The organism is Pseudohalocynthiibacter sp. F2068 (genome assembly GCF_023015645.1).
In the GTDB taxonomy this organism is placed as follows: domain Bacteria; phylum Pseudomonadota; class Alphaproteobacteria; order Rhodobacterales; family Rhodobacteraceae; genus Pseudohalocynthiibacter; species Pseudohalocynthiibacter aestuariivivens.
In genome coordinates this window covers 279,481-295,713 of sequence record NZ_JALKAK010000004.1, presented here as the reverse complement: position 1 = coordinate 295,713, position 16,233 = coordinate 279,481, and the positions used below count along the sequence as shown (strand labels likewise).

The following is a 16,233-nucleotide window of genomic DNA, read 5'->3' as shown; positions in this document are numbered from 1 at the left end:
TTCGTGTTTGAGCCGTGCGCTTGCTTCAATAGAAGCATTGCAAATCTCGGTGTCAAAGTATTCCTACTGGTTTCGCAGCAGTAATAGGCTTTCGATAAAATCGTGATCAAATTGGGTTCAAAGCGTTAGTTTGCTGCGCAGGTTACGAAGGTCTGTTTTGGAGCGGGACCACCGCTGCTTACCTCCGAATGCCCGCATTCAACACCCGTCACCGCAACAAAAGAAAGGCGCTAGGCGGCGGTTTTAAAAACCGCTGCCCACACTCAGGACGCCACCTACCATCGATCAATCCGGAATGGCCTTTCTGATGGCATCCAGGCTTTCCTGACCAAGCTGAATGTGGTGTTGAATGCGCGCGCGCTCGGACTCATCTTCCTCGACTTCGAGTATATCGCTCAAATCGGCAATGCCGTCTTCCAGCACTTTCTTGGTACGCACCAGATCATCCCATTCAACCTTTTCCTCTTTTGTCATCGGCCCCATGATACGGGCTGTCCCGGATCTGTAATCGATGATCACATGTCGGGGTGCGGCAAGGGTTCAGAAAGGCCAGCAACTCCCAGTGCCTCGCGCCGACGCAGCTCTTTTTCCCATTCGATCTTGTACTCGGTAGCACCTTCAATCCATCGGTCATGCAATATCCTGCTGGCACTTTCGGTCGAGGCCAGAAGTTCGGCGAAGAGACGCTGCGAACGGTGATCGCCCTTGGCGGCCTTTACCGACATCGCTCGGATCACGGTCTGCGCCATCGGCACGGCGATATTCCGATCCCCGTCGCGCACCGTAATCTCGCGATAGGCCTCGTCGAGAATGATGTCCTTGAGGCGCTCTTCATTGAGCCTGGGCCGTTTGTTCTTTGCGCCTTTTGGGCGCCCACGTGGATTACCCGACTGACCGGGCTTGAACCGGCCGTGCGCTGGGGGCTTGCCATAACCAACGTCGTAGCCGGTCGTTGCCGTGAGGCCCGCACCAATCTTGCCTTCACGATCACTCATTCCGCGGCCTCCCGAACCTGCATCTCTTGCGGCCAGCCGCAGACCGTCTGCTCGGCCTCATCTTTCGCGTAGGCTTCCAAATGCGCCAGAATGCGGCCGCAATAGATCGGGTCGAGCTCGCAGAGATACCCGCGCTGGCCGGTTTTTTCCGCCGCGATCAGCGTTGATCCCGAACCGCCGAAGATATCGAGCACGATGTCGCCCCGACCCGATACATCCCGGATCGCGTCCGCAATCATCTGAACCGGCTTCACTGTCGGGTGCAGGGCCAGTTCTTCCATGCGCCCAGCGTGCCGGCTGTCCACCCCGCGATACTCCCAGACATTGGTGCGGTAGCGCCCTTGCTGGCCAAGCTCAAAATTGTTGATATGCGGCGCCCTGCCCTGCTTGAACACGAAGATTAGCTCGTGGCGGGAGCGATAGAACGTGCCCATACCGCCATTGTCCTTGGCCCAGACGATCAGGTTCTTCATCTCGTCATAGGCCCCCTGCCCCGCAGTCAGCATCTCGCACATGTGACGCCAGTCCATGCAGAGGAAGTGGATCGAACCATCGACGCTGTGCTTGGCGAGATTGCGGAATGCTGTTTCCAGGAAGGCGGTGAACTCCTGCTGGCTCATCTCACCTGATGCCATGGCAAATTCGCGGTGCTGGATCTTGCCGGAGTTGCCGACATGGCCATCAATTGGCACATTGTAGGGTGGATCGCTGAACACCATCCGGGCATCTTCACCATTCATCAGCGAAAAGATCACATCCGCTTCAAGCGCATCACCACAGGCCAGGCGATGCCGGCCCAGCTGCCAGATGTCACCCAGTTGCACTCGTGCCAGCGCCAGTTTCGGAACAACATCATCGTCAGGAACGCCCGGTTCCTCCGGCGCCACGGTTTCCAGCAATCCATCGATCTCAGGGATGGAAAAACCGGTCACCGATACATCAAACTCGAGATCAGCCGACATGAGCGCCCCAAGCTCCACAGCCAGCAGATCCTCATCCCAGCCAGCATTGAGGGCCAATTTGTTGTCCGCCAGCACATAGGCCCGTTTCTCCTCTTCACTCATGTAGTCAAGCCGAAGGCACGGCACTTTGGTTATGCCAAGAAGCTTCGCCCCTTCAATACGACCATGACCCGCAAGGATTGTTCGCCGTTCATCAATCAGTGCCGGGTTGGTGAATCCGAAGGTCTCGATGCTGTCCGCAATCTGGCGAACTTGTTTCTTCGAATGGGTCCGGGCATTCCGCGCCCAGGGGTTGAGATCGCGGATCGCGATATGCTCGATAAGGCAAGTCATTTGCTTGCTCCTTTTTTTGGCGGGTCTAAAAAAACCTCGCGTTCTTCGTCGCCAAACTGGCTTTCTATGTCGATTGAAAGTTGCCGTGGTCCTATCGGAGCACGGGCTTACCGGGTCCCGGCTTAAGAGTGACGCGGCTTCGTCGGCGACGACTTGTCCTGGCGAATTATCCGCGCCCGGAACCTGCTTGCCAGGGGCTGTCCTTACCGGAGGGCGCCTTTGGGCAGGTTGTCCGTGCGGACCGATACTGCTTCACTAGTAGAATCGCCCAACGAGAACATAGAAGGAACATTCTCGTTCACAAGATGGAACGAGAAGTCGCGTTCGCTGGCCAATACGTAGCCCGTCCGGCAACGAGCCCAGCCTCGCCGATCTGGCAGCCGGCGGGTTCCCAGAAACGTCAAGGACCTTCCCTGAACTCGTCGGGAATTTCCCTGATCAAAAGGCGAAAATTCCCTGATAACTCGAAAACAGGGAATTGGGCACTAACGCTTTGTAAACACGCCCAATATCAGGAGCCAATTCTTCAGATCGTGCCGATATCACGTCGTAATCGGAAAATTTCCCTGTAAATTCCCTGTAATCAGGGAATTCCACCTGAGACGGGTTCGACGCAGACTGCGACCACCAACATTTTCCACAAAACCAATGACTTAGAGGTCGTGATGTTCTGGTGCGCCATTAAGGTGAGGCACAGATCATGCATAACGCTGCGTATCTAAGCCAATCAAGACACGGCATATTTTACGTCCGTTGACCTATTCCAAAGCACCTGCATCCCGACAGAAAGCCATAAGACGTCCGCATCTCCCTTCGAACCCGCATACCGCAGGTGGCGAGGGAGCTACACGGCGTCCCGGATGCTCTCCCCCAAAGTCACCAACACCCTCATGCTAGAAGAACTGCACAAAGGCTTCCGTAGTTTCCTGAAATCCGCATTGGACTTCAACGCATCCTTTGATGGCTACGCGCTCGGAAACGTTTCGTGTTCCAGACTAGGTGGATCAATTTGGAGCTGAACAAATTTGGCGCGCATTTTTTGATGCTGCAATAGCGGCACAGCACCATATTAATAATCTCGTTCACTATTGAATACCGTTCCCGCGCTGAAGTGCGCGAATGTATTCGATTATGTTCTTGATCTCCCCCTGTGTCAGCCCCTCAACGGGGGCCATGTTGCCGAACGGCCAATGGTGCCCGGATGCACCGTTTTCAATAGCACTTTGGATTGCAAAATCGCCATGATGGCTCGGTTCATAAATCTTATGAATCAGCGGAGGTCCATCCCCTTCTTTGCCTGCGGCGTTGGTGCCATGACAAGATGCGCATTTCGCGTTGTACGCTGTTTCACCCAGAATTTCGTTACCGGTTAGCACCGGAAGTTTAACTTCAACCATTGGCGCACCGCTCGCTGCAGCCGTCATTGGCATGGTGTCGTGATTGGGCATTCGTAAATTGTTGTACGCAATTACTGCAACAGCAATCAGTGCGACCGCCAAAGCTATTTTAAATTTCATTGACTTGTTCCTTCTCTCGGTCGGGTGCCATTTCATGCCAGTTGGTCTTGACGCAATCGTTCGACCAAACTTTTTTGAACGAGGCCACCTAAGCGGCCTCGTTGGCTTTCACTATCGAAATTCAGTGACTGTTAGCTTTCCCTCAATTCGATCTGCCAGAAATTCAATTTCCTGCCCTTCGCTCATAACGTCTAACATCTCTGGGTCGGCCAAGCGGAAAACCATCGTCATCGCTGGCATTCCCAGATCCACAAGTTCTTCATGGATGATTGTGACTTTACCCGCCTCTGGATCGATTTTCTTAACGACCCCACTGGTGAAAGTTTCTGCAGAAGCGGTCAAAATCGACGCTGCGAATATTGCCGCCGAGAGAGCGAGTGTTTTTACATTGATCATATCGATTTCCTTTAATTCCTAAGCCTTGTTGGGGCTGCGTTTCACGAATCCGGGTTTTTAATCACAGCGAGCGGACCATGCATGCCGGATTCGTAGTGACCGGGTATGAGGCACGCAAATTCAAAGCCGCCGTCGTTAACGAAAGACCAGATGATCTCGGCCTTTTCACCCGGAAGCAGGCGGACAGCGTTGGGGTCATCATGTTCCATAAACGGAAATTCTTCCATCAACGCTTTGTGTTCAGCAACAGAAGCCATCGTGTCCATCACAAATTCATGCTCCTGCTCGCCGATGTTTTCGATGGCAAACTTGATGGTTTCACCTTGGGTGATTTCAAGAACCGTCGGTTCAAAAATCATGTCCCCGTCTTCGGTTTCCATCATCTTGATCTCGATCACGCGCGTGACATTCTCGGGGTCACTTGGCCGACCAATCTCCATCATTTCGGCGTGATGATCTGCATCACCATCCGTCATCATGTCGCCGTGACCATGGCCGTCGCTGTGGGACCCGCCTGCCAGAACTGCGCTGCCGCTCAGTACCATCGCACTTGCCAGTAAAATCTGTTTCATCTGCTCTTCCTTTTGTAATCCGGACGTTGCCGGGGTGGGTTAACCTTTCGCGTTGCCCTCCGGGCGCGGCGAAAGTTGGGTTTTAGGGCTGTCATTCGAAGTGATTTCCGGCAATTCGCCTGTCCACTCATAGGCTTGAGTGCCAGGGGGGTTTTCGTACCAACCGGGATCCGAGTAATCGTCGGCTCCGATGCCTTCCCGGACTTTTACGACCGAGAACATGCCACCCATTTCGATAGGTCCATGCGGCCCCCATCCTGTCATCATGGGTACGGTATTGTCTGGGAGCGGCATTTCCATCATGGCCATGTCAGCCATGCCGGCGGTACCCATCGGCATGTATTCAGGTTGCTGCTGGCGGATCATGCGCGTCAATTCAGACTTATTGGCACCGATGAAGGTGGGAACATCATGGCCCATCGCATTCATCGTGTGGTGCGATTTATGGCAATGTATGGCCCAGTCACCTTCGTGCATGGCATCAAATTCGTACGCCCGCATCCCGCCGACCGGAATATCAATTGTCACTTCGGGCCAACGGGCGCCAGGTGGCACCCAACCGCCATCGGTACAGGTGACTTCAAAATCATAGCCGTGCATGTGGATCGGGTGATTTGTCATTGTCAGGTTTCCGACGCGCACGCGCACCCTGTCACCCTTGTTTACGACCAACGGGTCAATGTCCGGGAAAATCCGGCTGTTCCATGTCCAGAGATTGAAGTCGGTCATCGTCATGATACGCGGAATATAGGTGCCGGGGGCGATGTCGAACGCATTCATAAGGAAAGCAAAATCCCGATCCACTGGCATGAAAGACGGATCACGCGGATGCACGATGAACAGACCCATCATCCCCATCGCCATCTGCACCATTTCATCGGCATGTGGGTGGTACATGAATGTTCCACTTTTTGTGAGATCGAACTCATAGACATAGGTCTTGCCGGGCGGGATTCCCGGATGGCTTAGTCCGCCAACACCGTCCATTCCGGACGGAAGGATAATCCCATGCCAATGCACGGTGGTGTGTTCCGGCAGCTTGTTAGTGACAAAGATGCGAACCCGGTCTCCTTCAACCGCCTCAATGGTTGGACCTGTAGACTGACCGTTGTAGCCCCAGAGGAACGCCGTTGTTCCCTCGGCCAGTTCACGTTCGACAGGCTCCGCGACAAGATGAAACTCTTTTACATTACCATTCATGCGATATGGCAGTGTCCAGCCGTTGAGCGTGACGACAGGGGTGTAATCAGGGCCAGATGTTGGCCGTATTGGTGTTTGCGTTGCCGCGCTTTCCATAATCGCGGCCTCGGGCAAGCCCATATTCGAGGTTTGACCCCAGGCGCTGGTTGTGACGAGCGCTGCACCGGCGCCAAGTAACTGACGTCTGTTCATGGTTCTAATCCTTTGCTCAATGTCCTGCACCGCTGCCACCGGCAACGTCACTTCCTGTTGCTGTTCCGCCTACTGAAGTAGAGCCGCCACCGCCGTAGACCGCAGCAGCAAGGTTTGCGTTAGCCGACCAGAATCCACGACGTGCAGATGCTTCTGTGATGTTGCTATTCAACCGCGCACGCGTGTCAGCCAGCAGTTCAAAAGTGTTGGTGATCATGCCGTTATAGCTAAGCAACGCTTCTTCCTCGATCGTGCGGCGAAGCGGTAAAACAGCGTCGCGATAGTGTTGCGCAATCTGATGCGTCGACGTGTAAGCCAGATAGGCGGAACGCGCCTCCGAGCGTACATTTACCGCATTCTGAGCTAACAGGTTCGCCGCGCGCATATAGATCATTTCGGCTCTGCGAAGGCGTGCTTTACCGCTATCGAAAATTGGTATGGCAAACTCCAGTTCGACCTGCGGCGTTGTTTCGGTTACCCGATCGCCAGCATCCAGTTCGCGTTCTGACTCGACCCCAACAATGATTTCCAGATCGGTAACGAACCGTGTTGCCTCGGTAAGACCTTGTTCCTTTGCAACCGCCTCAAGTTCGAGCCGGGCAATTGACAGATCAATCCGGTTTTTCAGTGCTTCAGCTTCGATATTGGGCCGTCGAGAGACAGAGCGCGGGAGCGCTGGCAGGGCATTGGGAACATAGTAGTCGACCTCGGTTCCCCAGAGCCCCAGTTGCCTAGTCAAAGCCTCCTTGGCGAGCCTTGCAGCAAGCGTTGCTTGTGCACGTTGACCCGTCAGTTCCGCATAGAAGACATGTTCTCGTGCTTGCCCAGCTATGTTTAACGCACCAGTTTCGCCCAAACGAGCCGCGAGTTCTGAGGATGCGTTTGCGGTTTCCTGTGCCTGCCGGATCAAACCGCCTGCTTCAAATGCCGCAACAGCGTTAATCCATGCGTTACGCGCTTCGCCCGCGACACGCAGAGTTTCCAGAGCTGCGCGTTGTTGTGCCTGACGGAAGCGGATCTCATTTATGCCTGCTCTGCTGTCACGCGTGAATAGTGAAAGCAGATTGTTGGCAATCGTTGCTTCAACAGATCGAAATCCACCAAGCCCATCTGCTCCGATGCCCAGAACGCCAATCGACACTGTAGGATTAGGTTGCAGTGTTTGTTGCCAGATATCGGCGGCGGAAAGACCAAGCTCTGCATAAGCAGCCTGAAGCCCCTTGTTGTTCAGGATGGCAACCTGAACAGCCGTGTCAGCACTTATGGTTTTTTGGTGAACGAGATTGTGAACACGCGCGGCGTTCGCTTTGGCCTCTGCTGCGTTTTGAATCCAGACTGCGTCTTGGCCGGTTAAGGCATTTGTCCGTTCCGAAACTGAGGCAAAGCCTGCTCGCTGACTGGAATACTGGGCAGTCAGTTCAGGAGACGCGCAAGCGGATAGAAAGGCAAAGCTTGCAACACCTGTGAGTTTAACAATCGACATGCGCATCAGTTCGACCCTCCGTGAGCGGGGGATTGTTCGTCATTTGACTGACGCCAAGGTGCAGGTCCGGAAGGGGTGCGTGGCGTATACCCCGCCACGCCGCTTGGGGCAGTGACAGTACGAATTCCAATGCTCGGATCATCAGGCCCGGAAAAAGGGTTGCTGAGAGCGGTATCCGGCACGGCGCAAGCCGATAGGATGGTAAACGGCACTGCCGCTAGAATAAGAGATCGCATAAAAATTCCTGATCATTTGCAAGTTTTCGATACCGACAAACCCGAAAGGCCGTGTCAGCAGGAAGTTTGCCGGAAAACCGGTTGGATCAGGTGTTTGGAGGACGGTGGAGGCCGTAAACCGTTTCTAAGAGAACTGTTTCATCCGGCTCAATGAAAACGGAAGCTACGATGGGTCCTAGAAGGACGGGGCTGCAGAAGGCTCTGGTTTCAACAGCGGAGCAAATATGAGGCATACAGGTTGAAGGAGCTTCAAATGGAGCCCTCGCTTCTTCATCTCGAGTGTCGGTTGCTGATACTTCGTGAGAATGGGATTGGTCATTCACAACGACAACCGAAGCAAGCGTTTGGCTGCCACCACAGTGTTCCGAATGATCAACACTCGCAGATATCGGGCCACTCAGCGAGATCATAAAGACCAACGCATAGAGTAAAATCACTGCCCAAACTGGCTTGCGTTTGCGTTCCATCCTTTTCGATAACATAGTTCAATCCCTTGGCAACCCTTTAAGTTCGCCTTAGGTGAAGGTTCACCAATCAAAAAAATGTGATCAGCTAAGGGAATTCCGTAAAACTACCTAATCATATGGTAACTATATTTAAAATTTCGACAAACCTTCCAGTACAGGAAGGTTTCAGGTTCGACCCTATGCCAATATCTATGCAGAAATTGCAGGATTTTGGCTGAGCTTTTGTATCACGAATGCAAGATCTGACTATCCCGTGGAAACCACTTTGTAGGGAGAGGTTGAAATCGGCGACAGCCGTTTCTTGCGATATGTAGAAGCCGGCATTCCAACGTATCGGCGGAATGCATTCCGAAAACTTGATGTTTCAGTATAGCCAACCTCTGCTGCAATCTCTTCGATCGGCATGTCTGTCGTCTCCAGCATTTGCTTAGCTTCTTCGATCCTCAGCGTCTGAATATACTCGACCGGCGTTTGCCCCGTCGACTTACGAAACCGACGCAACAAGCTACGCTCAGTCAAGCCGCAACGGCCAGCCATTGCGGCAACCGGCGTCGCCAGCGCGTAATTGTCTGCGGCCCAAATCTGCGCCTCTGCGATCAACCCATCCTCGTGCTGGGCGCCTGCAACGAGCGAGGCATAGTGCAACTGCCCTTCGCTGTGTGGTTGCAGCAAGTAAATCTTCGCTATGCGTCGTGCTTCTTCCTGACCCGCAATACGTCCAACCAGATAGAGCACCAAATCGCCCCATGCCGATGCGCCGCCCGCCGTCACAATCCGGTGTCCTTCGCCGGCTGGAACAAGAATTCTTTCCCGCCGCACTCTGATTTCGGGAAAACGCCGAGCAATCACGTCGCAAAAACCCCAATGGCTTGTGGCGTCCAGGCCGTTCAATAGACCGGCTGCCGCAAGCAACAACGCGCCAGAACAGACCGATGTAATCATTGCGCCGTTAGAATGCGCATTAACGAGCCAGGGAATAATCTGTGCAAATTCCTCTGGAAGCGGCGCACTGGGATCAAAATGCAGATCAGGAACAATGATCAAGTCGGGTTGACCAAAGCCCTTTAGCGTACCATCCGGGGTGATCCGCCGTCCGTTGATGTCGATGTAGCTCTCTCCATCTATTGAGAGCAGCGCTGCATCGAAAACTGGTGGCTTAGGTTGCGTTCCGTGCAGCATTTCCCAGTCGCGCCCGACGGACGCCAGAGCGTCAAGAATACAGAAGACCGTCGAAGTGCCGGCGCAGGGCATCGTCACCACAGCTGTACGGCAAGCGGGTTTTGTCATCGTCATGAAGTGTCCGATTTTCACCGTTTCAATCGTTTTAGAGCATATCATGACTCGAAAGAGTCCGGCAATACCAGCGCAGAAAGTAAACCAACCTGTTGGCTAGATGCCGGAGAACGACAATGAACGAACAATCTACAATCGCCTTTGACGACGCGAAAGCGGAAGCCTTTGCAACCCATCTGGTTGGCGCGCTGAACGGGGCCGCACTTGCCTTGATGACCTCGCTTGGCCACCGCACCAACCTGTTTGACGTCTTTGCTGCCATGCCGAACGCAACGTCTCAGGAGCTGGCCGAAAAAGCTGGGTTGGCTGAACGTTATGTTCGCGAATGGCTGGGGGTCATGGTGACGTCGGGCGTGGTTGAGTACACGCCGCAAACCAAAACCTATACGTTGCCAGCTGAACACGCGGCCTTCCTGACCCGCTCTGCAAGTCCGGATAACATGGCGGTCACCTGCCAGTTCATTGGCGTGATTGCATCCATTGAGGAGGAAATGGTCGCTAGGTTTCGCGATGGTGCGGGCACGCATTATCACGATTACGGCCGGTTTCACGAAGTAATGGCGGAAGACAGCGGGCAACTTGTTGTGGCGGCCCTGACGGATCACATTCTACCGCTTGTACCCGGATTAGTTGAGCAACTGGAACGCGGTGTCGATGTTCTTGATGTGGGCTGCGGTGCTGGTCGCGCGATGATGCACCTGGCCATGACGTTCCCCGCCAGCCGCTTTACCGGGATCGATCTTTGCGAAGATGCATTTGCCGAAACGCAAATTACGGCGGCGCGGCTGAATCTGTCGAATTTGACCTTCCGCGCCCAGGATTTGTCGCAGGTTGCTTCGCTTGGAAAATTTAATCTTATCACCGCCTTCGACGCGGTCCACGACCAGAAGGACCCCCAGGGCCTGTTGAGCCTTGTGTTCAACTCACTGGCGCAGGACGGGGTTTTCCTGATGCAGGATATTGGTGGCTCTCGCGATCTGGCGACAAACATCGACAACCCGTTTTCGCCGCTCCTCTACACCCTGTCCCTCATGCATTGCACACCGGTATCGATCGGCCAAGGTGGTCCGGGGCTTGGCGCAATGTGGGGTATTGAGACGGCTCAGGAATTCCTCGCCATCGCAGGTTTTGGGCAGATCGAGACCTGCCGTCTGCCGCACGATCCGATCAACGCTTATTTCCTCGCCCGCCACTAGGTGCTCTTTTTAAGGATTTTCACAATGAAACCGAACCAATCGGAAAACGCGATCGTGATCGGCGCGGGTCTTTCTGGCCTTGCTGTGGCCAAGGAACTGCGTGCGCGCGGTATCCCGGTCACCATTCTGGAGGCATCAGACCGTGTCGCCGCACCTTGGCGTGCGCGTCACCCGAAACTTCGCCTGAATATCCACCGACACTTTGCCCGTCTTCCAGGTCACCGGACTATCCGCAACAACGATACCTTCCTGCGCAAGGATTCAGTTGTAGAGTATCTGGTCGAATATGCAGATAATTTGGATGCTCAGGTCCATTTCGAGACGCGTGTTCTCGCTGTGCAGCGCGAAGGTGACATCTGGCACATAGAAACGAACAAGGGCGATTATCACTGTGCGTATCTGATCGTAGCAACCGGACGGGAAAAGTTGAAGGACATCCCGGTTTGGCCGGGCATGAACGAATTTGGCGGAAAAGTTATCCACGCCGCCGATTTTGCTGATCCGCTTGAATATGATGGTAAAAAAGTACTGGTTATCGGTGCGGGAAACTCCGGTACGGATGTCCTGAATCACCTTTCGCGCAGCAATCCCGCGCAGGTTTGGGTGTCTGTACGACACGGCCCGGCGATCTTGCCAGCAGGAGTTCTCGGATTTCCGCTTCACCGTCTTGCAAACCTGTTCGCGTGTTTACCCAAATGGTCGCTGGATCCAATTTTTGTGATCATGCAGCGGTTGTTCTTTGGCAACTTGCGCCGCTACGGACTGCGCCGACATTCTTTGGGTGGTGGCACACGAATGATCAAAGATGGTGTGACATTCGCATTGGACGATGGATTTGTAGCTGCGCTCAAGGCTGGACGCTTTGAAGCGGTCGAGGAAACCGTAGGCTTTTCGCCGACTGCTGTTGAGTTGTCTAACGGACGCGAGATCTTTCCGGATGTAGTGATCTGCGCCACTGGCTATCGGCCCGGTCTTGATGAATTATTTGGAAATCTTGGGGCGCTGGATAGCAAGGGCTATCCTTTGCACCCAATGGGTCAAGCGGATGTTCACAATCCCGGACTCTGGTTCACCGGTTACGGCGTGATCTTCCAGGGCTTCTTTCATGCGGCCGGAATAAGCGCAAAACGTATTGCAACCAGCATAGCGTCGCGAATGGCCTCGTCCGATGAAGTTCAATCCGTGTACCGCATTGCCAATTCCAAAAAACCGCAACCCTTTTCATTGAAAGGAACAGATCAATGACGTCGATCAAGCAAGCAAATTATGGAGATAGGCGGTACGCAACTCGACATGGGGTCGTACAAATATTGAACTGGTGGGCGGAACGTTGGCACTGCGTAAAAGATCGCCGAGCAATTGCTCGTTTACCGGATCACCTGTTACGCGACATTGGCCTAGAACACCGCATCCCTTCGAACCACGCTCCAACACTCCGTAACATATGGCTCTAAGTTTCGTTCAGATTTAGGAGTTCACAAGAGTTTCAGCCCGCTTTTTCGCCCAGATACACCGGTAGATTTTTCAAAACCGGGGCTAAACCACTTGAGAAAAAGGTTGTCAGTGATTGAAGATCAGCTTTCGCGGTACGCATTTTTGAACGTAAACGGCCCGACAGCGGCTGATTTCTACCTGTTTACGCTGTGCCGTTGGATGGTTAACGTGGGTCTTTGCCTCAACGACTGGCCCTGTATTTCTAAGCATTCGGATTTGATCCGATCATGCGAAGCAGTTCAGTTAGCTTTTATCTCGGAAAACCTGTGCCCAGATTCATTGCAATGCGGAGCAAATAGAAACGTGAAACAAACTGGAATGGGATGCCGCTGGCAACAGAAACCGATGAACTCTTCAACGACCATTGCCTGCTCTGCTGAAAAATCCGCCAAACACGTTTGGCTTCACATTGAAGGCCAAAAATTCAGATCGTTCGCACATCTCCATCTTTCAAAAAAGATTAAAGTGTTGCGTCGACCCGTTGAAACCACAACCCGGACCATTCGTTTGGCACTTGGCAGCGAATATTAGCGAATGATGACCCGGGCACGAGCTGATTTCTGGACGACTAATAACGGCGGCATAGTCCAAATCTTCTAAAAAATGCATTGAACAATTCGCGCGGCAACGCGCTATTTTCAACAAACGACGACTAAAACGAAGAAGACTTTTTCAGACCGCAACCTTCGAAAAAATCTGTTGTGCAGTCAAAGCTTAAACACTGGGTGTGAAGGTGCCTGACCTTCGATCTAGGATCTACGCGCCTTGCGGTGTCCAAACATCCGCTGAAGCACGACATAAAAGACCGGTGTCAGAAACAAGCCCAACAGTGTCACACCCAACATGCCCGAGAATACAGCGGTTCCCAAGGCTTGGCGCATTTCCGCACCAGGGCCCGTCGCGATCAGCAAAGGCACGACACCCAGGATGAAAGCAAAGGCAGTCATCAGAATTGGACGCAGGCGCAGGCGGCTGGCTTCCAACACAGCCTCGACCGGACCCATTCCCTTTTCAGCTTGTGCCTGTTTGGCGAATTCCACAATCAAAATTGCGTTTTTCGCCGCAAGCCCGATCAAGACGATCAAGCCGACCTGTGTCAAAATGTTATTGTCCATCTGACGGTAGCTGACGCCAATCAACGCGGACAACATAGACAACGGCACAATCAGAATAATAGCAAAGGGCAAAACCCAGCTTTCGTAAAGAGCGGCCAGAAAGAGGAAAGCTAGGACGATAGACAGTGCAAAGACGTAAACAGCGGTATTCCCCTGGTTGCGTTCTTGCAAGGCAAGCTCTGTCCACTCATAGCTTACGCCCGGAGGAACGATTTGGTCGGCCATCGCCTCAATCGCCAACAGCGCATCACCAGTTGCAACCCCGGCAGCGGCAGAGCCTTGAATAGGGACAGATACCTGTTGGTTATACCTTTGGATCAGAATAGGCCCTGCAGTTTCGCGGAAACTGACCAACGTGCCCAGTGGGATGAGCGCGCCGGTTGCAGAGCGAACCTTCAAAGCGGCGATATCGGATTGCTCTAGGCGGAATTGTTCATCTGCCTGGGCACGCACCTGAAACAAACGACCGTAAGCATTGAAATCGTTCACATAAGCCGAGCCAAGGTTAATCGCCAGCGTTTCAAATATGTTGCCTATCGGCACGTTGAGGATTTGCGCCCGCACCCGGTCAATATCTAAATAGGTTTGTGGGCTATTCGCGGAAAATGTCGTGAAAACACCTGTGACTTTGTCAGAGGTCTGCGATGCTCCCATAATCGCATAGGCGGCGCCCAAGACCCTGCTGATGTCCGCTTCCTCGCTATCTTTGAGTTGCAATTTGAAGCCGCCACCATTGCCGACGCCGCGCACTGAAGGGGGTTGTATTGCGATGATAAACGCCTCGCGGAGCGACTGCATTCGTCCAAACAACGACCCGACAATTTGCCCGGAGGACAGCCCACTAATGGCACGGTCTTCAAAGCTGTCGAAGGGTGTGAAAATCACGCCCTGATTGGATGCATTGGTAAATGTTGCCCCTGAAAACCCAGCAAATGCAACGGCATTGGCAACGCCCGGTGTATCCAATGCTATATCTGAAGCCTGCCGCATGATGGCATCGGTTCTTTCGAGCGAAGCGCCGTCCGGTAGCTGCACAACCACAATTGCATAGCCCTGATCCGCGTCCGGAATAAACCCGGTCGGCACTTTCTGAGACATATAGATGGTCCCCGCCAACAACGCGACGAAGACCAACAAAGAAGCAGAGAGCCCGCGCCAACTGCTGACCAACATGGCAACGGTTGCCTCGAACCGGCGCGTCACTTTCGCGAATGCGCTGTTAAAGCCCGCACCCAGCAGGGACAGGAAACGGCTGATGGGATTGGTGGGCGCGCTGGTATCGTGGGAGCGCAATAAAATTGCAGAGAGGGCAGGTGACAGGCTAAGTGAATTGAGGGTCGATATCACTGTTGCGATGGAAATCGTTACCGCAAATTGAGTGTAGAACTGCCCGGTAATTCCAGGCACCATAATCGTCGGAACAAAGACCGCAATCAGTACCAGAGATGTGCCGATAATGGCGCCCGAAACTTCCTTCATCGTTATCGCCGCAGCGTCGCGTGGCGACAGGCCGTCGGCGATATTACGTTCGACATTCTCAACCACGACGATCGCATCATCCACAACGATGCCGATCGCGAGGATTAGACCGAATAAAGTCAGCAGGTTCAGCGAAAACCCCAGGACAAGCATGAAGGCAAAGGTGCCGACAAGCGACACCGGGATTGCCAACAGCGGAATGATCGCCGTGCGCCAGTTTTGTAGAAACACGACAATAACTGCAACAACCAGCAGGATAGCTTCAAAGATCGTTTTATAGACTTCGTTGATCGACGTTTCGATAAATTCTGTCGGATTGTAGACAACCTGATATTCCAGTCCGGGTGGGAAGTCTTTGGAAAGTTCTTCCATAACTTGCAGGACTTCTTCTGCGGTCGCCAAAGCATTGGAGCCCGGGCGCTGGAAAACACCAAGCGCCACAGCAGGGTTGTTGTTCAGATAGGAATTCGTGGTGTAGCTTTTGGCACCAATTTCCACTCTTGCGACGTCGCGCACCCTGACGATACGCCCGGCGTCCGTCGAGCGCACGATCACCCTGCCAAATTCTTCTGGCGTTTCCAGTCGGCCTTCGGTTGTAATGGTTACCTGAAAGGCGGTGCCCCCTTCATTGGGCGGGCTACCCAGAGAACCGCCAGACACCTGAACGTTCTGTTCACGCAGCGCGGCAACAACATCTCCGGCAGTCAGTCCCAAGGTCGACAGTTTTTCAGGATCCAGCCAAACGCGAGCCGAAAATTCACGCTCTCCAAAAAGCAATAAATCGCCCACACCGTCTAACCGCACAAGCAGGTCACGTACCCGGGACCGCGCATAATTTGACACATAAAGCTGGTCAAAACTGTTATCCGGCGACAGCATATGCACCACCATCATCAGATCTGGCGAGCTTTTCGTTGTTGTCACACCCAGATCACGTACCTCGCGCGGAAGCCTGGGTTCGGCAATCGAAACCCGGTTTTGAACCAGCACCTGCGCGGTATCCAGATCGGTCCCCTGCTTGAAGGTGATGGTAAGACTCATCGAGCCGTCAGACGTCGCAAAAGAGGACAGATAGAGCATCCCCTCGATGCCGTTGATTTCCTGCTCAAGCGGGGTCGCCACGGTTGCCGCCACCGTCGCAGCATCTGCGCCGGGATAATTCGCGCGCACCACAATCGAAGGTGGCGCGATCTGCGGATATTGCGCGACAGGCAACTGCGTGTACGCAATGCCACCAAGTATCGTCAGAACAACCGAGATAACGATCGCAAATATTGGGCGATCAACGAAGAAACTACCCATC

The 16,233-nt window shown here is 53.6% G+C and carries 13 protein-coding genes; 2 read left to right on the top strand and 11 right to left on the bottom strand.

Translation table 11 applies throughout. The features are described 5' to 3' along the window. Nucleotides 1-285 precede the first annotated feature (285 nt). The 10 genes from MWU63_RS07425 to MWU63_RS07380 all read right to left on the bottom strand — a co-directional run bounded on the left by MWU63_RS07425 (nt 286) and on the right by MWU63_RS07380 (nt 9,646). Nucleotides 286-483: a hypothetical protein gene (locus tag MWU63_RS07425; RefSeq protein ID WP_213888474.1), complete on the bottom strand. Its 198-nt coding sequence runs from the start codon at nt 481-483 to the stop codon at nt 286-288. Nucleotides 484-515: 32 nt separating this feature from the next. Continuing rightward, nucleotides 516-995, bottom strand: coding sequence for a DUF5681 domain-containing protein (locus MWU63_RS07420; protein ID WP_247077427.1), 480 nt, complete (start codon nt 993-995; stop codon nt 516-518). Further along, nucleotides 992-2,290, bottom strand: a complete 1,299-nt coding sequence (locus tag MWU63_RS07415) for a DNA methyltransferase (protein WP_247077424.1) — start codon at nt 2,288-2,290, stop codon at nt 992-994. Before MWU63_RS07415 ends, MWU63_RS07420 begins: the two co-directional genes overlap by 4 nt. A 1,085-nt stretch (nt 2,291-3,375) precedes the next feature. Continuing rightward, nucleotides 3,376-3,807: a cytochrome c gene (locus MWU63_RS07410; protein WP_213888477.1), complete on the bottom strand. Its 432-nt coding sequence runs from the start codon at nt 3,805-3,807 to the stop codon at nt 3,376-3,378. 111 nt (nt 3,808-3,918) lie between these two features. Beyond that, on the bottom strand, nt 3,919-4,203 hold the full coding sequence (locus tag MWU63_RS07405; protein WP_213888478.1) for a copper-binding protein: 285 nt from the start codon (nt 4,201-4,203) through the stop codon (nt 3,919-3,921). A 41-nt stretch (nt 4,204-4,244) separates the two neighbouring features. Then, on the bottom strand, nt 4,245-4,775 hold the full coding sequence (locus tag MWU63_RS07400) for a cupredoxin family protein (RefSeq protein WP_247077422.1): 531 nt from the start codon (nt 4,773-4,775) through the stop codon (nt 4,245-4,247). A gap of 39 nt (nt 4,776-4,814) precedes the next feature. After that, nucleotides 4,815-6,167: a copper oxidase gene (locus MWU63_RS07395; RefSeq protein WP_213888479.1), complete on the bottom strand. Its 1,353-nt coding sequence runs from the start codon at nt 6,165-6,167 to the stop codon at nt 4,815-4,817. A gap of 16 nt (nt 6,168-6,183) precedes the next feature. Then, complete coding sequence (locus MWU63_RS07390) at nt 6,184-7,656, bottom strand: TolC family protein (RefSeq protein ID WP_348646219.1); 1,473 nt, start codon at nt 7,654-7,656, stop codon at nt 6,184-6,186. Continuing rightward, the gene (locus tag MWU63_RS07385; RefSeq protein ID WP_213888480.1) at nt 7,656-7,886 is read right to left on the bottom strand and encodes a hypothetical protein; all 231 of its coding nucleotides are present in this window, start codon (nt 7,884-7,886) and stop codon (nt 7,656-7,658) included. The genes MWU63_RS07390 and MWU63_RS07385 overlap by 1 nt, the downstream gene beginning before the upstream one ends. Before the next feature lie 713 nt (nt 7,887-8,599). Next, nucleotides 8,600-9,646, bottom strand: coding sequence for a helix-turn-helix domain-containing protein (locus tag MWU63_RS07380; protein ID WP_246531665.1), 1,047 nt, complete (start codon nt 9,644-9,646; stop codon nt 8,600-8,602). A 116-nt stretch (nt 9,647-9,762) separates the two neighbouring features. Here MWU63_RS07380 and MWU63_RS07375 point away from each other — a divergent pair, with 116 nt between their 5' ends. Further along, the gene (locus MWU63_RS07375; protein WP_213888481.1) at nt 9,763-10,842 is read left to right on the top strand and encodes a methyltransferase domain-containing protein; all 1,080 of its coding nucleotides are present in this window, start codon (nt 9,763-9,765) and stop codon (nt 10,840-10,842) included. Between the two features lie 24 nt (nt 10,843-10,866). Beyond that, nucleotides 10,867-12,087 carry an NAD(P)/FAD-dependent oxidoreductase gene (locus tag MWU63_RS07370; protein WP_213888482.1) on the top strand — a complete coding sequence of 407 codons (1,221 nt, stop codon included), beginning with the start codon at nt 10,867-10,869 and terminating at the stop codon, nt 12,085-12,087. A 998-nt stretch (nt 12,088-13,085) separates the two neighbouring features. Here MWU63_RS07370 and MWU63_RS07365 read toward each other — a convergent pair. Continuing rightward, a complete protein-coding gene (locus MWU63_RS07365) occupies nt 13,086-16,232 on the bottom strand; it encodes a multidrug efflux RND transporter permease subunit (RefSeq protein WP_247077420.1) in 3,147 nt (1,048 codons plus the stop codon). Nucleotide 16,233 lies beyond the last annotated feature (1 nt).